The sequence below is a fragment of the Streptomyces sp. NPDC002643 genome (assembly GCF_053592555.1).
On the sequence record NZ_JBSFVY010000014.1, the window covers coordinates 148119 to 167528 of the forward strand.

Genomic DNA, 19410 nt, shown 5'->3' on the forward strand with positions numbered 1-19410 from the left:
AGGGCGTCAGCCTGGGCATGCCCCAACTGCCCGCGCCCGACTACCCGGACGACGTTCGAGCCCGGCTGGAGCGGGACGCGGCCGAGGTCGTCGCCCGCTACCCCGACTCCCGCTCCGCCCTGCTGCCGTTGCTGCATCTCGTGCAGTCGGAGGAGGGCCATGTCACCCGCACCGGCATGCGGTTCTGCGCCGAGGTGCTCGGACTGACCACGGCCGAGGTCACCGCGGTCGCCACCTTCTACACCATGTACCGCCGCAAGCCGTCCGGTGACTACCAGGTGGGTGTCTGCACCAACACCCTGTGCGCGGTCATGGGCGGCGACGCGATCTTCGAGGCGCTACAGGACCACCTCGGTGTGGGCAACGGCGGGACCACCGAAGACGGCAAGGTCACCCTGGAGCACATCGAGTGCAACGCGGCCTGCGACTTCGCGCCGGTGGTGATGGTCAACTGGGAGTTCTTCGACAACCAGACCGTGGACAGCGCCAAGCGGCTCGTGGACGACCTGCGGGCCGGCGCTCAGGTCGAGCCCACGCGCGGGGCGCCGCTGTGCACCTTCAAGGAGACCGCGCGGATTCTCGCCGGCTTCCCCGACGAGCGGCCAGGGGCCGTCGAGGCAAGCGGCGGTGCGGGACCCGCCTCGCTGGTCGGCCTCCGCCTGGCAAGGGGAGAGACCGGACCCGCGCGCGTGGTCCATCCACGGGACGGCGGCCCACACGACGGGCCGCAGGACAAGGTGCACGAGCCGTCGCCCGCCGAGCACCTGAGCTCGCACGACGCGCCACAGGAGACATCGGCCTCCGACCCGGCCCACCCGTCGCCCACCACCCGTGATGGAGGGGCTTCGCCCCGCGGCCTGGATGCGGCAGGGCCTACCGCCGAGGAGGGGGAGTGATGACGTTGGCACCCGAGATCAAGGGCACCAGCCCCGAGAAGCTGCTCGCACCCGTGCTGTCGGCCTTCTGGGACGAGGACAGGTCATGGACGCTGGACGTCTACCGAAGGCACGAGGGATACGAGGGACTTCGCAAGGCGCTCGCGATGTCACCGGACGACCTCATCGCGTACGTCAAGGACTCCGGGTTGCGTGGGCGCGGTGGCGCCGGCTTCCCCACCGGAATGAAATGGCAGTTCATTCCCCAGGGTGATGGAAAACCACACTATCTAGTTGTCAACGCCGACGAGTCGGAGCCCGGAACGTGCAAGGACATTCCGCTCCTCTTCGCGAACCCGCATAGCCTCATCGAGGGCATTGTCATCGCGTGTTATGCCATCAGGTCTTCGCATGCCTTCATCTATCTGCGTGGTGAAGTCGTCCCCGTATTGCGGCGGTTGCACGAGGCCGTGCGTGAGGCCTACGCGGCGGGCTTCCTGGGCGAGAACATCCTGGGCAGCGGACTCGACCTCGAACTCACCGTGCACGCGGGCGCGGGCGCGTACATCTGTGGTGAGGAGACCGCACTGCTGGACTCGCTCGAAGGCCGCCGTGGTCAACCGCGGCTCCGTCCCCCCTTCCCTGCTGTGGAAGGCCTCTACGCCTGTCCGACTGTGGTGAATAACGTCGAGTCGATCGCGTCAGTTCCCGCCATCCTGCAAAAAGGCAAGGAATGGTTCAGGTCGATGGGCAGCGAGAAGTCTCCCGGCTTCACGCTCTACTCGCTCAGCGGCCATGTCGCCAATCCCGGCCAGTTCGAGGCCCCGCTCGGCATCACGCTCCGCCAGCTGCTGGAGATGAGCGGCGGCATGCGACCCGGGCATCGCCTCAAGTTCTGGACGCCGGGCGGCTCCTCGACCCCGATGTTCACCGACGAGCACCTCGACGTCCCTCTTGATTACGAAGGAGTGGGTGCCGCGGGTTCCATGCTCGGCACGAAAGCCCTCCAGTGCTTCGACGAGACGACCTGCGTCGTCCGCGCCGTGACCCGCTGGACCGAGTTCTACGCCCACGAGTCCTGCGGCAAGTGCACACCCTGCCGCGAAGGCACGTACTGGCTCGTGCAGTTGCTGCGCGACATCGAGGCCGGCAAGGGCGTCATGAGCGACCTCGACAAGCTGAACGACATCGCCGACAACATCAACGGCAAGTCCTTCTGCGCCCTCGGCGACGGCGCCGCCTCGCCGATCTTCTCCTCACTGAAGTACTTCCGCGAGGAGTACGAGGACCACATCACGGGCCGGGGCTGCCCCTTCGACCCGGCCAAGTCGACGGCCTGGGCCGACGACCGCACGGAGGTGAACGCATGACTGTGACCACGAGCGCTCCCTCCGGAGGGGGAGAGGCGGCGGTCCCGCCGGAGGATCTCGTCTCGTTGACGATCGACGGCGCCGAGATCAGCGTGCCCAAGGGCACCCTGGTCATCCGCGCCGCCGAACAACTCGGCATCGAGATCCCCCGGTTCTGCGACCACCCCCTGCTCGACCCCGCCGGTGCGTGCCGCCAGTGCATCGTCGAGGTCGAGGGCCAGCGCAAACCCATGGCGTCCTGCACGATCACCTGTACGGACGGGATGGTCGTCAAGACTCATCTCACCTCGCAGGTCGCGGAGAAGGCCCAGAAGGGTGTGATGGAGCTTCTGCTCATCAACCACCCCCTGGACTGCCCGGTCTGCGACAAGGGCGGCGAGTGTCCACTGCAGAACCAGGCCATGTCGCACGGCCACGCCGAGTCCCGCTTCGAGGGCAGGAAGCGCACCTACGAGAAGCCCGTACCGATCTCCACACAGGTGCTCCTCGACCGTGAGCGGTGCGTGCTGTGCGCCCGCTGCACCCGCTTCTCCAACCAGGTCGCCGGCGACCCGATGATCGACCTGATCGAGCGGGGCGCGCTCCAGCAGGTCGGCACCGGCGAGGGCGACCCCTTCGAGTCGTACTTCTCCGGCAACACCATCCAGATCTGCCCCGTGGGCGCCCTCACCTCCGCGGCATATCGTTTCCGCTCCCGCCCGTTCGACCTGATCTCGTCGCCGTCCGTGTGCGAGCACTGCTCCGGCGGCTGCGCCACCCGCACCGACCACCGGCGCGGCAAGGTCATGCGGCGGCTCGCCGCTGACGACCCCCAGGTCAACGAGGAGTGGATCTGCGACAAGGGCCGCTTCGCGTTCCGCTACGCGCAGCGCCCCGACCGGCTGACGACGCCGCTGGTACGGGACGAGTCGGGTGAACTCCGGCCCGCGTCCTGGCCGGAGGCCCTGGACGCCGCCGCCCGGGGGCTCCTCGCCGCACGCGGCCGGGCCGGTGTGCTCACCGGCGGTCGGCTCACCGTCGAGGACGCCTACGCGTACAGCAAGTTCGCGCGCGTGGCACTCGACACCAACGACATCGACTTCCGCGCGCGCGTGCACAGCGGCGAGGAGGCCGACTTCCTGGTCGCCCGCGTCGCCGGACGCGGAGCCGACCTCGACGGAACGGGCGTCACCTACGCCGCCCTGGAGAAGGCACCCGCGGTCGTGCTGGTCGGGTTCGAGGCCGAGGAGGAGGCGCCCGGCGTCTTCCTGAGGCTCCGCAAGGCCTGGCGCAAGCACAAGCAGCAGGTCTTCTCCCTGGCCACCCACGCCACCCGGGGCCTTGAGAAGGCCGGCGGCACGCTGCTGCCCGCCGCGCCCGGCACCGAGACCGAGTGGCTGGACGCCCTGGCCAGCGGTTTCGGCCTGGAGGAGGACGGCGTCAGGGCGGCCGAGGCGCTGCGCACCGAGGGCGCGGTGATCGTCGTCGGGGAGCGCCTCGCCGGTGTGGCGGGCGGGTACACCGCCGCCGTACGGGCCGCGGGCATGACCGGCGCACAACTGGTGTGGATTCCGCGCCGGGCCGGGGAGCGCGCCGCCATCGAGGCGGGCGCCCTGCCGTCGGCGCTGCCGGGCGGACGCCCGGCCACCGACCCACGCGCGCGTGAGGAGGTCGCCGCCGCCTGGGGGGTCGCCGAACTCCCGGCGCGCTATGGCCGCGACACGGGGCAGATCGTCGAGGCCGCCACCACCGGAGAGCTCGGGGCCCTGGTGGTGGCCGGCGTGGAGGTCGCCGATCTGCCCGATCCGGCACGCGCGCGTGAGGCACTCTCCGCGGTGGGCTTCCTGGTGTCGCTCGAACTGCGGCCCAGCGAGGTCACCGCACACGCCGACGTCGTCCTCCCGGTCGCCGCCGTAGCCGAGAAGGCGGGCACCTTCCTCAACTGGGAAGGTCGCGTACGGATGTTCGAGGCCGCGTTGAAGCCCGACCAGATGACCCGGCGCCTCGCCCCCACCGACGGGCGTGTGCTCCAGATGCTGGCCGACGCCATGGACGTCCACCTCGGACTGCCCGATCTGCGCACCACGCGCGCGGAGCTGGACCGGCTCGGCGCCTGGGGCGGGACACGGGCCTCCGAGCCCGTCGAGATCGCGGCGCAACTGCCGCGGCCCGCCGCCGGGGAGGCCGTACTGGCCGGGCACCGGCTGCTGCTCGACCAGGGGCGGCTCCAGGACGGCGACGAGGCGCTCGCCGGGACCCGGCACGCCGCACGCGCGCGTGTGTCCGCCGCGACGGCCGCCGAGGCGGGCGTCAAGGACGGCGACGTCCTCGCGGTCAGCGGCCCCTGCGGCGTCGTCGAACTCCCGCTGCAGATCACCGAGATGCCCGACCGTGTGGTCTGGCTCCCGCTGAACTCCACGGGCTCGGGCGTCGCCTCCGACACCGGGGCGCTGCCCGGCGCACTCGTCCGCATCGGCCCCGCGACGCTCGCCGCCGAGGCCCCCGAGGAGGTGGAGGCATGAGCCCTTTCCTCGCCGCTGAAGACCTCTCGATGTTCGGCCGCGACCCCTGGTGGCTGGTTGTCGTCAAGGCGGTCTTCTGCTTCGCCTTCCTGATGGTGACCGTGCTGTTCTCCATCGTGTGGGAGCGCAAGGTCGTCGCCTGGATGCAGCTGCGCATCGGCCCCAACCGGCACGGCCCCTGGGGCATGCTCCAGTCGCTCGCCGACGGCATCAAGCTGATGCTCAAGGAAGACGTCGTCGTCAAACGCGCCGACAAGGTCGTCTACGTCCTGGCGCCGATCGTCGCGGCCATCCCGGCCTTCATGGCGATCGCGGTGATCCCCTTCGGCCCGGCCGGCAACGAGATCTCGATCTTCGGCCAGCGCACCACGATGCAGCTCACCGACCTGCCGATCGCGATGCTCTACATCCTGGCGGTCGCCTCGGTGGGCATCTACGGGATCGTGCTGGCGGGCTGGAGTTCCGGTTCCACCTACCCGCTGCTCGGCGGCCTGCGTTCCTGCGCGCAGATGATCTCCTACGAGATCGCCATGGGCGCCGCGTTCGCCTCGGTGTTCCTCTACTCCGGGTCGATGTCGACCTCGGCGATCGTCGAGGCCCAGCAGGACCGCTGGTACATCGTGCTGCTGCCGGTGTCGTTCGTGATCTACATCGTGACCATGGTCGGTGAGACCAACCGCGCCCCCTTCGACATGCCGGAGTCCGAGGGCGACCTGGTGGGCGGCTTCAACACCGAGTACTCGTCCATCAAGTTCGCGATGTTCATGCTCGCCGAGTACGTCAACATGGTGACCGTCTCGGCCGTGTCCGTGACCCTCTTCCTCGGCGGCTGGCGGGCCCCGTATCCCGTCAGCACCTTCTGGGAGGGCGCCAACCACGGCTGGTGGCCGATGCTCTGGTTCGTGGTGAAGGTGCAGCTGCTGCTGTTCTTCTTCATCTGGCTGCGCGGCACACTCCCGCGCGTCCGCTACGACCAGTTGATGAAGCTCGGCTGGAAGGTCCTCATCCCGGTCTCCGTGGTCTGGCTGATGCTCGTCGCGACCGTACGGACCCTCAGGAACGAGAACTACGACTTCGCCGAGATCGCCCTGTACGTCGGCGGAGCGGTGCTCGTGCTGTTCCTGCTCTCGGTCGTCGCGGACATGCTCCGTGACCGGCGCGAGGCCCAGGAACAGCCCGCAGAACCGGCCGGCTTCGACCCGATGGCCGGCGGATTCCCCGTACCGCCCCTGCCCGGACAGAGCCTCCCACCGGTGCCGCGCAGGCGTCCGCGCCGGGAGCGGGAGCTGATTGTCAGTGGTGGGTCCGATACTGACAGTGACGGATCTTCGAATGGGAGGGAGGCGTCCGATGGCTGATGAGCCCAAGGAGACCAAGCCGGGTTTCCAGAACCCCGTCGCCGGCTTCGGCGTGACCTTCAAGGCCATGTTCAAGAAGCGGCTGACCGAGCAGTATCCGGAGCAGCAGAAGACCACAGCCCCGCGCTTCCACGGCCGGCACCAGCTCAACCGCCATCCGGACGGACTGGAGAAGTGCGTCGGCTGCGAGCTGTGCGCCTGGGCCTGCCCCGCCGACGCCATCTATGTGGAGGGCGCCGACAACACCGACGAGGAGCGCTACTCGCCGGGCGAGCGGTACGGCCGCGTCTACCAGATCAACTACGCCCGCTGCATCCTGTGCGGCCTGTGCATCGAGGCGTGCCCCACGCGCGCGCTCACGATGACCAACGAGTTCGAGCTGGCCGACTCCAGCCGCGCCAACCTCATCTACACCAAGGAACAACTGCTCGCCGGGCTCGAAGAGGGCATGGTCGACACGCCCCACGCGATCTACCCCGGCACGGACGAGCAGGACTACTACCGGGGGCTCGTCACCGAGGCCGCGCCGGGGACGGTCCAGCAGGTCGCCACCTCCAAGGGTGAGAAGCCGGAAGAAGAGGAGGTGGACGCATGAGCGCGCAGCTCGCCGCCGCAGCCACTCTCTCCGCCGGCACCTCCACAGGTGAGGCATTCCAGTTCTGGGTGCTCGGCACCATCGCCGTGATCGGCGCGCTGTGCACCGTCTTCATGAAGAAGGCCGTGCACAGCGCCCTCTGCCTCGCTGGCACCATGATCGTCCTGGCGGTGTTCTACCTCGCCAACGGCGCCTACTTCCTGGGGATCGTGCAGATCGTCGTCTACACGGGCGCGATCATGATGCTGTTCCTGTTCGTGGTGATGCTGGTCGGCGTCACCGCGGCGGACTCCCTGAAGGAGACCATCAAGGGCCAGCGCTGGCTGGCCCTCCTTTGCGGCCTCGGCTTCGGCATCCTGCTGATCGCGGGCATCGGCAACGCGGCGATCACGGAGTTCAACGGCCTCGGCCAGGCCAACGCGGGCGGCAATGTGGAGGGCCTCGCGGCCCTGATCTTCACCGACTACGTGTTCGCCTTCGAGCTCACCGGCGCGCTGCTGATCACCGCCGCCGTCGGCGCCATGGTGCTCACCCACCGCGAGCGCACCGAGCGCGCCAAGACCCAGCGGGAGCTGGCCGAGCAGCGCGTACGCGAGGGCAAGCACCTCCCGCCGCTGCCCGCCCCCGGTGTCTACGCCCGGCACAACGCGGTCGACATCGCGGGTCTGCTGCCCGACGGCACCCCGGCCGAACTGACCGTCAACAAGACGCTGCGGGACCGAGGCCAGATCCGCGATGTGTCCGCCCAGGCGATCAACGACCTCAAGGCCCTGGAACAGCGCGCCGAGGACCGCCTGGAGCGCACCAACAGCGGCAACGGCGGCAACGGCGGCAAGAACGGGGAGGCATCGAAGTGAATCCCGTCAACTATCTGTATCTGGCCGCCCTGTTGTTCACGATCGGCGCCACGGGCGTACTGATCCGGCGGAACGCGATCGTGGTGTTCATGTGCGTCGAGCTGATGCTCAACGCCTGCAACCTCGCCCTCGTCGCCTTCTCCCGGATGCACGGCAATCTCGACGGCCAGATCATCGCCTTCTTCACGATGGTCGTCGCCGCCGCGGAGGTCGTGGTCGGACTCGCGATCATCGTGTCGCTGTTCCGTTCCCGCCACTCGGCCTCGGTCGACGACGCCAGCCTGATGAAGCTGTAAGGGGTCGGAAGAATCGTGGAGAACCTGATTGCGCTGCTGGTGGCGGCGCCCCTGCTCGGAGCGGCCGTCCTGCTGTGCGGCGGCCGGCGCCTCGACGCCGTCGGCCACTGGATCGGCACGGCCCTCGCCGCCGCCTCCTTCGTCATCGGCGTCGTCCTCTTCGCCGACATGCTCGGCAAGGACCCCGAACACCGGGAGATCGGCCAGCATCTGTTCAGCTGGATTCCCGTCGAGGGCTTCCAGGCGGACATCGCCTTCCAGCTCGACCAGCTGTCGATGACGTTCGTCCTGCTGATCACCGGAGTCGGCTCGCTCATCCATGTGTACTCGATCGGGTACATGGAGCACGACGAGCGCCGACGCCGCTTCTTCGGCTATCTGAACCTGTTCCTCGCGGCGATGCTGCTGCTCGTCCTCGCCGACAACTACCTGCTGCTGTACGTCGGCTGGGAGGGCGTGGGCCTCGCCTCGTACCTGCTGATCGGCTTCTGGCAGCACAAGCCCAGCGCCGCCACCGCCGCGAAGAAGGCCTTCCTGGTCAACCGCGTCGGCGACATGGGCCTGTCCATCGCCATCATGCTGATGTTCACCACCTTCGGGACCTTCGCCTTCGGCCCGGTCCTGGAGGCCACCGGTGAGACCAGTGAGGGCAAGCTGACGGCCATCGCGCTGATGCTGCTGCTCGCCGCCTGCGGAAAGTCCGCCCAGGTGCCGCTGCAGTCCTGGCTCGGGGACGCGATGGAGGGCCCGACCCCGGTCTCGGCCCTCATCCACGCCGCGACCATGGTCACCGCCGGTGTCTATCTGATCGTCCGCTCCGCCGACATCTTCAACGCCGCCCCCGACGCACAGCTGGTCACCACCGTCGTCGGCGCGGTCACGCTCCTCTTCGGTGCGATCGTCGGTTGCGCGAAGGACGACATCAAGAAGGCCCTCGCCGGATCGACCATGTCGCAGATCGGCTACATGGTCCTCGCCGCGGGTCTCGGCCCCATCGGCTATGTCTTCGCGATCATGCACCTGGTGACGCACGGCTTCTTCAAGGCCGGGCTGTTCCTCGGCGCCGGCTCCGTCATGCACGGCATGAACGACGAGGTCGACATGCGCAAGTACGGCGGCCTGCGCAAGTACATGCCGGTCACCTTCGTGACGTTCGGACTCGGCTACCTCGCGATCATCGGCTTCCCCGGACTGTCCGGCTTCTTCTCCAAGGACAAGATCATCGAGGCGGCGTTCGCCAAGGGCGGCACCGAGGGCTGGATTCTCGGCGGCGTGGCCCTGCTGGGCGCGGCCATCACCGCGTACTACATGACGCGCGTGATGCTGATGACGTTCTTCGGAGAGGAGCGCTGGCAGCCGGCTCCCGACCCGGACAAGGCGCCGAGTGTCGAGCCCGGCATCGAGGTGCACCCCGGCGAGATGCCGCACCCGCACGAGTCGCCCAAGGTCATGACGATCCCCATGATCGTGCTGGCCGTCGGCTCGGTCTTCGGCGGCGCGTTCTTCAGCATCGGCGACCGGTTCGTCCACTGGCTGGAGCCCGTCACCGAGCACGCGCACGGACACCCGCCGATCAGCGCGGCGGCGGTCACCGCGTCCACGGTCGCCGTGATGGTGATCGGCGTCGGCCTCGCCTGGCTCCAGTACGGGCGCCGGCCCGTGCCGGTCGTTGCCCCGCGCGGGTCGCTGCTCACCCGGGCCGCCCGCCGCGACCTCCTCCAGGACGACTTCAACCACGTCGTCCTCGTACGCGGCGGAGAGCACCTCACCCGCTCCCTGGTCTACGTCGACCACACCCTGGTCGACGGGGTCGTCAACGGCACGGCCGCCGGTATGGGCGGCCTCTCCGGGCGGCTGCGCCGCATCCAGAACGGCTATGCCCGGTCGTACGCGGTCTCGATGTTCGGCGGCGCTGCGATCCTCATCGCCGCGACCCTGCTGATGAGGGCGGTCTGATACCGATGTCCTTTCCTCTGCTGACAGCGACGGCGGCGCTCCCGGCCCTCGGGGCGATCGCCACGGCCGCCGTACCGGCCGCCCGGCGCGACGCCGCGAAATGGCTGGCGCTGCTGGTCTCCCTGGGCACCCTCGTGCTCGCCGCGATCGTCCTGTTCCGCTTCGACCCGGACGGCGACCGCTACCAACTCACCGAATCGCACGCCTGGATCAAGGACTTCGGGGTCCGCTACGAACTGGGTGTGGACGGCATCGCGGTGGCGCTGATCGCGCTGACCGCCCTGCTGATCCCGTTCATCATCCTCGCGGGCTGGCACGACGCCGACCCGCTGGAGACCGGCCACAAGAGGTGGCGGCCCACCCAGGGCTTCTTCGCCCTGATCCTGGCCGTCGAGGCGATGGTGATCATCTCCTTCGAGGCCACCGACGTCTTCCTCTTCTACATCTTCTTCGAAGCCATGCTCATCCCGATGTACTTCCTCATCGGCGGCTTCGGGGACCGTGCCCACGAGCACGGCGAGGAGACGGCGTCCACACAACGCTCGTACGCCGCCGTGAAGTTCCTCCTCTACAACCTGGTCGGCGGTCTGATCATGCTGGCCGCGGTCATCGGCCTGTATGTGGTCGCCGGGAACTTCAGCCTCCAGGAGATCGCCGAGGCCCGCGCCAACGGCTCGCTGGAGATGGCGACGACCACCGAACGCTGGCTGTTCCTCGGCTTCTTCTTCGCCTTCGCGGTGAAGGCGCCGCTGTGGCCGCTGCACACCTGGCTGCCCAACGCCATGCAGGAGTCCACCGCCCCGGTCGCCGTACTCATCACAGCCGTCGTCGACAAGGTCGGCACCTTCGCGATGCTCCGCTTCTGCCTCCAGCTCTTCCCGGAGGCCAGCAAGTGGGCGACGCCCGCGATCCTCGTCCTGGCGCTGATCAGCATCATCTACGGGGCGCTGCTCGCGGTCGGCCAGCGCGACATCAAGCGGCTGGTGGCGTACGCGTCGATCTCGCACTTCGGGTTCATCATCCTGGGCATCTTCGCGATGACCAGCCAGGGCCAGTCCGGCGCCACGCTCTACATGGTCAACCACGGCATCTCGACCGCGGCCCTGATGCTGGTCGCGGGCTTCCTGATCTCGCGGCGCGGGTCGCGGCTCATCGCCGACTACGGCGGGGTCCAGAAGGTCGCCCCGGTGCTCGCCGGCACCTTCCTGATCGGCGGCCTCGCGACCCTGTCGCTGCCGGGCCTCGCACCCTTCGTGAGTGAGTTCCTGGTCCTGGTCGGCACATTCGCGCGCTACCCGGTGATCGGGATCATCGCCACCTTCGGCATCGTCCTCGCCGCGCTCTACACCCTCGTCCTCTACCAGCGGACGATGACGGGCCCGGTGAAGGCCGAGGTCGAGGGCATGTCCGATCTGAGGGTGCGGGAACTCGTGGTGGTCGCCCCCCTGGTCGTGCTGCTGATCTTCCTGGGCGTCTACCCGAAGCCGGTCACCGACATCGTCAACCCGGCGGTCGAGCAGACCCTGTCCGATGTACAGAAGAAGGACCCCCAGCCCGAGGTGGAGGCGGCCAAGTGAGCGCATCAGCCGTCCACAGCCTGTGGACAACGGCGGCCGAGCCGATCGACAAGATCGGTGCGCCGGACATCGAATACGGGCAATTGTCGCCCACCTTGATCGTCATCGGGGCGGCGATCATCGGGATTCTGATCGAGGCCTTCGTGCCGCGAAAGATCCGCTACTACGCCCAGGTGTTCACCTCCGTCGTCGCGCTCACCGCCGCCTTCGCCGCGGTCGTCGCGCTCGCGGCCAGGGGATACGGCACCACCAAGGCGGGCATCGCGGCCATGGGCGCGATCGCCGTCGACGGACCGGCCCTGTTCCTCCAGGGCACGATCCTCCTGGCCGGCATCCTCGGCGTCTTCACCTTCGCCGAACGCCGCCTCGACCCGGCCGCCCACGGCAACAGGGTCGACTCCTTCGCCGCGCAGGCCGCCTCCGTGCCCGGCAGTGACAGCGAGAAGGCCGCCGTCAAGGCCGGGTTCACCACCACCGAGGTGTTCCCGCTGCTGCTCTTCGCGATCGGCGGCATGCTGATCTTCCCGGCGGCCAACGACCTGCTGACCCTGTTCATCGCCCTGGAGGTCCTCTCCCTCCCGCTCTACCTGCTGTGCGCCGTGGCCCGCCGCAAGCGACTGGTGTCGCAGGAGGCGGCGGTCAAGTACTTCCTCCTCGGCGCCTTCGCCTCCGCGTTCACCCTCTTCGGCATCGCCCTGCTGTACGGGTACGCGGGCTCGGTGAAGTACGCGACGATCGCCCAGGTCGTCGACGGCACCATCGGCGACATCAACCCCGCCCTCGCCGACACCATGGGCAACGACGCGTTGCTGCTCATCGGCGCCGCCATGCTCGTCATGGGCCTGCTGTTCAAGGTCGGCGCGGTGCCGTTCCACATGTGGACCCCGGACGTCTACCAGGGCGCCCCGACGCCGGTCACCGGCTTCATGGCGGCGGCCACGAAGGTCGCGGCGTTCGGAGCGCTGCTCAGGCTCCTGTACGTCGTCCTGCCGGGCCTGCGCTGGGACTGGCGGCCGGTGATGTGGGCCGTCGCCATCGTCACCATGCTGGGCGGCGCGATCATCGCCATCACCCAGACCGACATCAAGCGACTCCTCGCCTACTCGTCCATCGCGCACGCCGGCTTCATCCTCGCCGGTGTCATCGCGGCCACACCCGACGGCGTCTCGTCCGTGCTCTTCTACCTGGGCGCGTACTCCTTCGTGACGATCGGCGCGTTCGCCGTGGTGACCCTGGTGCGGGACGCCGGCGGCGAGGCCACGCATCTGTCCAAGTGGGCCGGGCTCGGACGCAGATCGCCGTTGGTGGCGGCCGTGTTCGCGGTCTTCCTGCTGGCCTTCGCGGGCATTCCGCTGACCTCCGGGTTCGCCGGGAAGTTCGCCGTGTTCAAGGCGGCGGCGGAAGGAGGCGCTGGCGCGATCGTCGTGGTCGGTGTGATCTCGTCGGCCATCGCCGCGTTCTTCTACATCCGCGTGATCGTGCTGATGTTCTTCAGCGAGCCGCGCCCCGAGGGGCCGACGGTCGCCGTGCCGTCACCGCTGACCATGACGGCGATCGGGGTGGGCGTCGCGGCCACGCTGGTGCTCGGTGTGGCCCCGCAGTACTTCCTGGATCTGGCCGCGCAGGCGGGGGTGTTCGTACGGTGACGCTCCGCTCGGTGCGCTGACGTTCCGCGAGGGACGTGCGATATGGCGGGACCCGGTCTCCTGGAGGGGCCGGGTCCCGTTGTCCGTGCCGGAGCAGACCCGGCGTGCTGAACACACGTGCGACGCACTTCCGTGGGTGGAGCCTGTGGATAACTCTGAGGCTGTCGGTGCGGGCGCCTATCGTGGCAAGGGCTGGAGGAAGACACAGGCGGAGCAGTACCTACGACACGGGGGACGGGCGATGATCGGGACGGGCGGGACGGTTGTGATGGTGGACGACGGCAGGACGGCCGAGCTGGGTGCGGGCGGTACGGGCCCGGACCCCGGGGCGGGAGGCGGAGGCCCGGGTGCGGGGCGCCCGGTGGACAGCGAGGCGCTGGCCGTGCTCCATCGGGTCTTCGGGTACGACGCCTTCCGGGGTGAGCAGGCGGCGATCATCGAGCATGTGGTCACGGGCGGTGACGCGGTCGTCCTGATGCCGACCGGCGGCGGCAAGTCCCTCTGCTACCAGATCCCGGCCCTGGTCAGGCCCGGTACGGGCATCGTGGTCTCCCCGCTGATCGCGCTGATGCAGGACCAGGTGGACGCGCTCAGGGCCCTGGGTGTCCGCGCCGGGTTCATCAACTCCACGCAGGACTTCGACGAGCGGCGCCTGGTGGAGGCGGAGTTCGTCGCGGGGGAGCTGGACCTGCTCTATCTCGCGCCGGAGCGGCTGCGGCTGGACACCACGCTGGACCTGCTGTCCCGCGGCAAGATCTCGGTGTTCGCGATCGACGAGGCGCACTGTGTGTCCCAGTGGGGCCACGACTTCCGGCCCGACTATCTGTCCCTGTCCCTGCTGGGCGAGCGCTGGCCGGATGTGCCGCGCATCGCGCTCACGGCCACCGCCACACGGGCCACGCACCGGGAGATCACCGAGCGGCTCGTCATGCCACGGGCCCGGCACTTCGAGGCCAGCTTCGACCGGCCCAACATCCAGTACCGGATCGTCCCCAAGGCCGACCCCAAGAAGCAGTTGCTGTCCTTCCTGCGCCAGGAGCACGCCGGCGACGCGGGCATCGTCTACTGCCTGTCCCGCAACTCGGTGGAGCGGACAGCGGAGTTCCTCAGCAAGAACGGCATCGAGGCGGTGCCGTACCACGCGGGCCTCGACGCGGGTACGCGCGCGGCGCACCAGGCGCGTTTCCTGCGCGAGGAAGGGCTCGTGGTGGTCGCCACGATCGCCTTCGGCATGGGCATCGACAAGCCGGACGTACGCTTCGTTGCCCACCTCGACCTGCCGAAGTCCGTCGAGGGCTACTACCAGGAGACAGGCCGCGCCGGCCGTGACGGGCTGCCCTCCACGGCATGGATGGCGTACGGGCTGAACGACGTCATACAGCAGCGCAAGCTCATTCAGGGCTCAGAGGGCGACGAGGCGTTCCGCCGCCGGGCGGCAGCGCATCTGGACGCCATGCTGGCCCTGTGCGAGACGGCCCAGTGCCGAAGGGGTCAACTGCTGTGCTACTTCGGCCAGGAGCCCCAGCCCGGCGGCTGCGGCAACTGCGACACATGTGTCGAACCCCCGGAGACCTGGGACGGCACGGTCGCGGCGCAGAAGGTGCTGTCGACGGTGGTGCGGCTGCAGCGGGAGCGGGGCCAGAAGTTCGGGGCCGTCCAGATCGTCGACATCCTGCTGGGCAAGCGGACCGCGAAGGTCATCCAGTTCGACCACGACCAGCTGTCCGTGTTCGGCATCGGAGAGGAACTGGCCGAGGGCGAATGGCGGGGCGTCGTAAGACAGTTGCTCGCGCAGGGGCTGCTCGCGGTCGAGGGCGAGTACGGCACGCTGGTGCTCACCGAGGCGAGCGGGGCGGTGCTGCGGCGGGAGCGGGAGGTGCCGCTGCGCAAGGAGGCGAAGCCGCCGGTGACCTCGCGGTCGGCGTCGGGAGGCTCGGGTTCGTCGGGCGCCTCCGGCTCCGGTCGGGGCGAGCGCAAGGCCAAGGCGGCCGCGGCCGAGCTTCCCGCCGAGTTGCTCCCCGTCTTCGAGGCCCTGCGCGCCTGGCGAGCCGAACAGGCCCGTGAGCAGGGCGTCCCGGCCTATGTCATCTTCCACGATGCCACCCTCCGGGAGATCGCCACCATCGCCCCCACCTCGGTCGCCGAACTGGGCACCATCAGCGGCATCGGCGAGAAGAAACTCGCGACCTACGGCGAAGGGGTGCTGAGCGTGCTCGCCTCGCTGGGCGGGGCTTCCGATGGCTCGTCGCCGTCGGGGAACAGCGGTGCCCCGACGGCGACGGAGACGGTCGGCGAAGCCGACGGATTCGACTGGCCCGACGCGGAGCCGGAGCCCGAGCATGACGACTGGGCTTAGAACTCCTGGCCGCACGGGGGCGTACGCGCTGCCGGTCATCCCCACGACCCGCAGTTCGCTGCTCCACGACCCACCGCTTGCTTCCTCGGGCCCGAGCGGTGCCGGTGCTGTGGCGTGACGGATCGTTGGGCGGTGGCCGTATGGGGCTGCGGGCTCGTCAGGGGTGTGCCGTGCTTCCGCCGGTTGGCTGCTCGGGGGCCAGGGCGCGGGAGGCATAGGCCCTGACGTCGGCGTCGGGGTCCTTGGTGGCGGTGGTGAGGGCCGTGTGGGCCTCCGGGGTGGTGGTGTGGTGGGTGAGGGAGAGCACGGCGGCCTTGCGGACGTCGGCGTTAGGGTCGTTGAGGGCCTGGGCGAGGGCGGGGACGGCCAGTTCGGAGCGGACTGTGGCCAGGGCAGTGGCGGCGCCCGATCGGACCTGCCGGGCGGGGTCGGTGAGGGCGGCGATGGCCTGGGGAGCGAGAGGCGGGGGGGAGCCGACCGTGCCCAGTGCGGCGTAGGCGGCGGCTCGGACCAGGGCGTCGGGGTCGTCGGTGAGGGAGGTGAGCGCGGTGTGGATGACGGTGGGGTCGGCGAGATCTGCGCTGGGGCTGGCGCAGGGCTGTTTCCTGTGGTCGTCCCGCTGCTGGTCTCGGGCTCGGTCGCGGTCTCATCGCGGCCTCAGCCTCGGACGAGGTGCTCACCACGTACCTCCTCGGCATTCAAATCGGAACCCTCGGACACCGGCGCTCCGGACCCCGTCCCCCCCCGGCCACAACCAGCCCAGGCCCCGGCACACGCCCCGGCCCCGGCATCGGCGCCCGGGAACCCCTCGATCGCCCCGCACGTTCATAGGAGGTCGTCGGCAGCCAGCGCGTGAGCCGACGCCCAGCGACTCCACGGCCGTAGAGGTCAGCCACCCCGGGAGGCCGATCGTGGTCATGCCGACGAAGACGCCGGGGTAGTCGACGACCGTGTAGTCCTGCCAGGTGCGGTAGCCGACGCCGTACTGACCGGAGATCATCTCGGCGGAGATCACACAGATCCACGACACCCCGATCCCCACCGACAGCCCGCCGAAGATCCCGGGCAGCGCCCCCGGCAGCACGACCGCCCAGCACCTGCCACCGTCCGCCGCCCATCGTGCGGACCGCCTCCTCCCAGACCGGCGTCAGCGCCCGTACCGCGTGCCGGGTGGAGACCAGTACGGGGAAGAACGCGGCGGTGAAGGTGATGAAGACGATGCCCTGTTCGTTGGAAAGGAACAGCAGGATCGCCACGGGCACCAGCGCGATCGCCGGAATCGGCCGCACCACCTCCAGCACGGGCCCGACCAGATCCTCGGCCCATCGCGAACGGGCGACGAGTACCCCCACCGCGACACCCAGCACCGCCGCCAGCAGGAACCCGGTGAGGATGTGTGTGAGGCTGTCGGTGAGGTCGGTCCAGTAGTCGGGCCCGGACACCCGCTCACCGAAGGTGCGGGCCACGTCCACGACCGTCGGGAACTGCGAGAACCGCAGCCACAGATCGACGTTCAGACTGGTCAGCGCCTGCCAGAGCCCGAGCACCACGACCAGGGAGCCGACGCGGACGAGATACCGGGTCGCCCGGTACGAGTACGAGTACGAATGCGGATACGAGTACGAGTGGGAACCCCGAGCCGTCATGACGCCCGCTCCAGCGCGTCGGCGTACGAGACGACCCGCGCGCCCTCATGCCCGGAGACATACGACGCGGCGGTGGCGGGAGCGACGAACGGCAGCAACCGCTCCCCATCGACCACCCAGACCGCCTTGTCCGCGAACCACTGCGTCCCGGTCGTGGTGTCCGGCACATAGGCGGTACGCACGTCGCCCTTGTGCCCGGCGACATGGGCGAGCAGTTCGGCGGGCGTCTCGTGGGTACGGGTTTCCGCCGCGCCCTTGACCCAGACCTCGCTCCGGGCCGCCGCGGGAGTGGCGTTGAGCCGCTTGTCGTACGAGGACGTCCCGAGCGCCTTGCGTACGTACTGATCGTCGACGAAGGCGTCCACATCCACGTCACCGGTCAGCTCGGCCGCCTTGAGGATCGGTACGTCCTGCTTGAGGGCCGAGATCAACTCAGGTTTCAGGGACGGGTCGAACGTGGCGATGCCATGGGCGCCGTTGTAGAGGTAGACGACCTCGGCGGGCAGCCCGGTGGCGTCGGCGACCTTCTCGGCGGCGGCCACGGGATGGTCGTTCAGATAGTCCGTGGCCTCTGCCCGCGCCTTCAGGAACGCTTCCAGCACGGCGGGCCGCCGCTTGGCGAAGTCCTCGCGCGCGGTGACGCCGTGGAAGGTCGGAAGGTCCGACTCCGCCCCGTCGTAGAGGGCTTTCGCCTTCCCCTGGTACGCCAGCAGCCCCGGCCAGGCCACGAACCGCGAGAGTGCGTCCGCACTCCCGGCCGAGAGGGCGGAAGCCCCCACGGCCGGCTGCTGGTTGAGCTTCTCGATGTCCTTCTCGGGATCGAGCCCGGCGCCCCGCAGAGCCCGTACGAGGGTGCCGTCCGCGGCGGAACCGACGCTCGTGGACACCTTCTTGCCCTTGAGGTCGTCGAGGGAGGTCAGAGGGGAGCCGGGGCCGGTGACGATGGTGTTGAGCCCACCACGCAGGTTGTAGCTGGTGGCGTAGTCCTGCCAGTTCACCTTGTAGGTGGTGCGCCCCCGCCCCCTACACCGCCGGAGCGATCCGCCCCCTCACCTCACCCAACCCGACCCGCACGTCCCCCGGCCCCGGCGCCCACGCCGTGAGCGTCACCTCGTCGCCGTCCTCCAGGAACGTCCGCTTGCCCGTCGGAAGGTCCAGAGGGTCACGGCCGTTCCAGGTCAGCTCCAGAAGGGAGCCCCGTTCGCCGGGAGTCGGGCCGCTCACCGTGCCGGAGCCGTAGAGGTCGCCCGTACGCAGGGACGCCCCGTTGACCGTCATATGGGCCAGCTGCTGGGCGGCCGTCCAGTACATGGTCGAGAACGGCGGCTCCGAGACCACATGCCCATTGACGGCCACCGAGATCCGCAGGTCGTAACCGCCGGGCTCCTCCGCCGAGTCGTCCAGATACGGAAGCGGCGCGTGCGTACGCTCCGGCGGGCTCACCCGTGCCTCCTCCAGCGCGTCCAGCGGTGTGATCCACGCCGACACCGATGTCGCGAACGACTTGCCGAGGAAGGGCCCGAGCGGCACGTACTCCCATGCCTGGAGATCACGGGCCGACCAGTCGTTGAGGAGGCAGGCGCCGAAGACATGGTCCCGGAACGCCCCGAGCCCCACCGGCCGCCCCATCCCCGACGGCACGCCCACCACGAAGCCGACTTCCGCTTCGATGTCCAGCCGCGTCGACGGCCCGAACACCGGTACGGGTTCCGTCGGAGGTTTCCGCTGGCCGGAGGGCCGTACCACCTCCGTGCCCGACACGACAACGGTGCCTGATCGGCCGTGGTAACCGATGGGCAGATGCTTCCAGTTGGGGGTCAGCGGGTCGGGAGCGTCGGGGCGGAAGATCTGCCCCACGTTCCGCGCGTGGTTCTCGGAGGAGTAGAAGTCGACGTAGTCGGCGACCTCGAACGGCAGATGGAGGGTCACCGAGGGCAGCGCGTGGAAGTGCGGCGCGATCGTCTCGCGGTGGGACGGGACCGTCACCCATCCCGTCAGCGCCCGCCGGATGTCCGACCAGGTGGTGCGCCCCGCCGCGAGCAGCGGGTTGAGGGTGGGGTGGGCGAGGAGGGAAGCGTAGGGGGAGCCGAGCGCCCGGGCCGCCGCGGCCGCGTCCAGGACATGGTCGCCGAGGCGGACACCCACCGTGCGGTCCTCGGAACCGGAGGGCGAGAACACACCGTAGGGGAGGTTGTGCGACCCGAAGGGATGGCCCTCCGGCGGGTCGAAGGGGGACATGGAGGACAAGGGGGGCATGGGGTGCTGCCTCGCTCTCGTGCCGTCGTTCCACTGGACTTCCAACCGGTCGCCGCACAGGTTACGGGGGTGTGAAGAGGATGGGGAGTGTCTAAAGAGTTCGCAATGTCCTGATAGGTGA

Annotated in this window: 12 protein-coding genes and 3 pseudogenes; 11 read left to right on the top strand and 4 right to left on the bottom strand. The window is 69.3% G+C overall.

All coding sequences use genetic code 11. The features are described from left to right. Positions 1–17: 17 nt before the first annotated feature. From nuoE to recQ, 11 genes are all read left to right on the top strand, one after another. A complete protein-coding gene (nuoE, locus tag ACWD4G_RS22470; RefSeq protein ID WP_451296241.1) occupies positions 18–896 on the top strand; it encodes an NADH-quinone oxidoreductase subunit NuoE in 879 nt (292 codons plus the stop codon). Beyond that, positions 893–2245, top strand: a complete 1353-nt coding sequence (gene nuoF / locus ACWD4G_RS22475) for an NADH-quinone oxidoreductase subunit NuoF (protein ID WP_451296052.1) — start codon at positions 893–895, stop codon at positions 2243–2245. Before nuoE ends, nuoF begins: the two co-directional genes overlap by 4 nt. Beyond that, positions 2242–4746 carry an NADH-quinone oxidoreductase subunit G gene (locus ACWD4G_RS22480; protein WP_451296054.1) on the top strand — a complete coding sequence of 835 codons (2505 nt, stop codon included), beginning with the start codon at positions 2242–2244 and terminating at the stop codon, positions 4744–4746. The genes nuoF and ACWD4G_RS22480 overlap by 4 nt, the downstream gene beginning before the upstream one ends. Further along, on the top strand, positions 4743–6104 hold the full coding sequence (nuoH, locus tag ACWD4G_RS22485) for an NADH-quinone oxidoreductase subunit NuoH (protein WP_451296056.1): 1362 nt from the start codon (positions 4743–4745) through the stop codon (positions 6102–6104). The genes ACWD4G_RS22480 and nuoH overlap by 4 nt, the downstream gene beginning before the upstream one ends. Continuing rightward, complete coding sequence (gene nuoI / locus ACWD4G_RS22490) at positions 6097–6699, top strand: NADH-quinone oxidoreductase subunit NuoI (RefSeq protein WP_451296058.1); 603 nt, start codon at positions 6097–6099, stop codon at positions 6697–6699. The genes nuoH and nuoI overlap by 8 nt, the downstream gene beginning before the upstream one ends. Next, the gene (locus ACWD4G_RS22495) at positions 6696–7556 is read left to right on the top strand and encodes an NADH-quinone oxidoreductase subunit J (protein WP_451296060.1); all 861 of its coding nucleotides are present in this window, start codon (positions 6696–6698) and stop codon (positions 7554–7556) included. Before nuoI ends, ACWD4G_RS22495 begins: the two co-directional genes overlap by 4 nt. After that, positions 7553–7852 carry an NADH-quinone oxidoreductase subunit NuoK gene (nuoK, locus tag ACWD4G_RS22500; RefSeq protein WP_009310327.1) on the top strand — a complete coding sequence of 100 codons (300 nt, stop codon included), beginning with the start codon at positions 7553–7555 and terminating at the stop codon, positions 7850–7852. The genes ACWD4G_RS22495 and nuoK overlap by 4 nt, the downstream gene beginning before the upstream one ends. 15 nt (positions 7853–7867) lie before the next feature. Further along, positions 7868–9808, top strand: a complete 1941-nt coding sequence (gene nuoL, locus ACWD4G_RS22505; protein ID WP_451296062.1) for an NADH-quinone oxidoreductase subunit L — start codon at positions 7868–7870, stop codon at positions 9806–9808. Positions 9809–9813: 5 nt separating this feature from the next. After that, positions 9814–11385 (top strand): NADH-quinone oxidoreductase subunit M, encoded by a 1572-nt coding sequence (locus ACWD4G_RS22510; protein WP_451296064.1) that lies wholly within the window; start codon positions 9814–9816, stop codon positions 11383–11385. Further along, positions 11382–13031: an NADH-quinone oxidoreductase subunit NuoN gene (nuoN, locus tag ACWD4G_RS22515; RefSeq protein ID WP_451296066.1), complete on the top strand. Its 1650-nt coding sequence runs from the start codon at positions 11382–11384 to the stop codon at positions 13029–13031. The genes ACWD4G_RS22510 and nuoN overlap by 4 nt, the downstream gene beginning before the upstream one ends. A 241-nt stretch (positions 13032–13272) precedes the next feature. Beyond that, complete coding sequence (gene recQ, locus ACWD4G_RS22520; RefSeq protein WP_451296068.1) at positions 13273–15387, top strand: DNA helicase RecQ; 2115 nt, start codon at positions 13273–13275, stop codon at positions 15385–15387. Between the two features lie 157 nt (positions 15388–15544). Here the strand turns inward: recQ and ACWD4G_RS22525 are convergent. The 4 genes and pseudogenes from ACWD4G_RS22525 to fahA all read right to left on the bottom strand — a co-directional run. Continuing rightward, positions 15545–15952: pseudogene (locus tag ACWD4G_RS22525) on the bottom strand (HEAT repeat domain-containing protein); the annotation flags it as partial. A gap of 133 nt (positions 15953–16085) precedes the next feature. Beyond that, positions 16086–17033, bottom strand: a pseudogene (locus ACWD4G_RS22530) (ABC transporter permease). Continuing rightward, positions 17030–18049 (bottom strand): annotated as a pseudogene (locus ACWD4G_RS22535) (ABC transporter substrate-binding protein); the annotation flags it as partial. The pseudogenes ACWD4G_RS22535 and ACWD4G_RS22530, both read right to left, overlap by 4 nt. A 7-nt stretch (positions 18050–18056) precedes the next feature. Next, positions 18057–19271: a fumarylacetoacetase gene (gene fahA / locus ACWD4G_RS22540; RefSeq protein ID WP_451296243.1), complete on the bottom strand. Its 1215-nt coding sequence runs from the start codon at positions 19269–19271 to the stop codon at positions 18057–18059. Positions 19272–19410 lie beyond the last annotated feature (139 nt).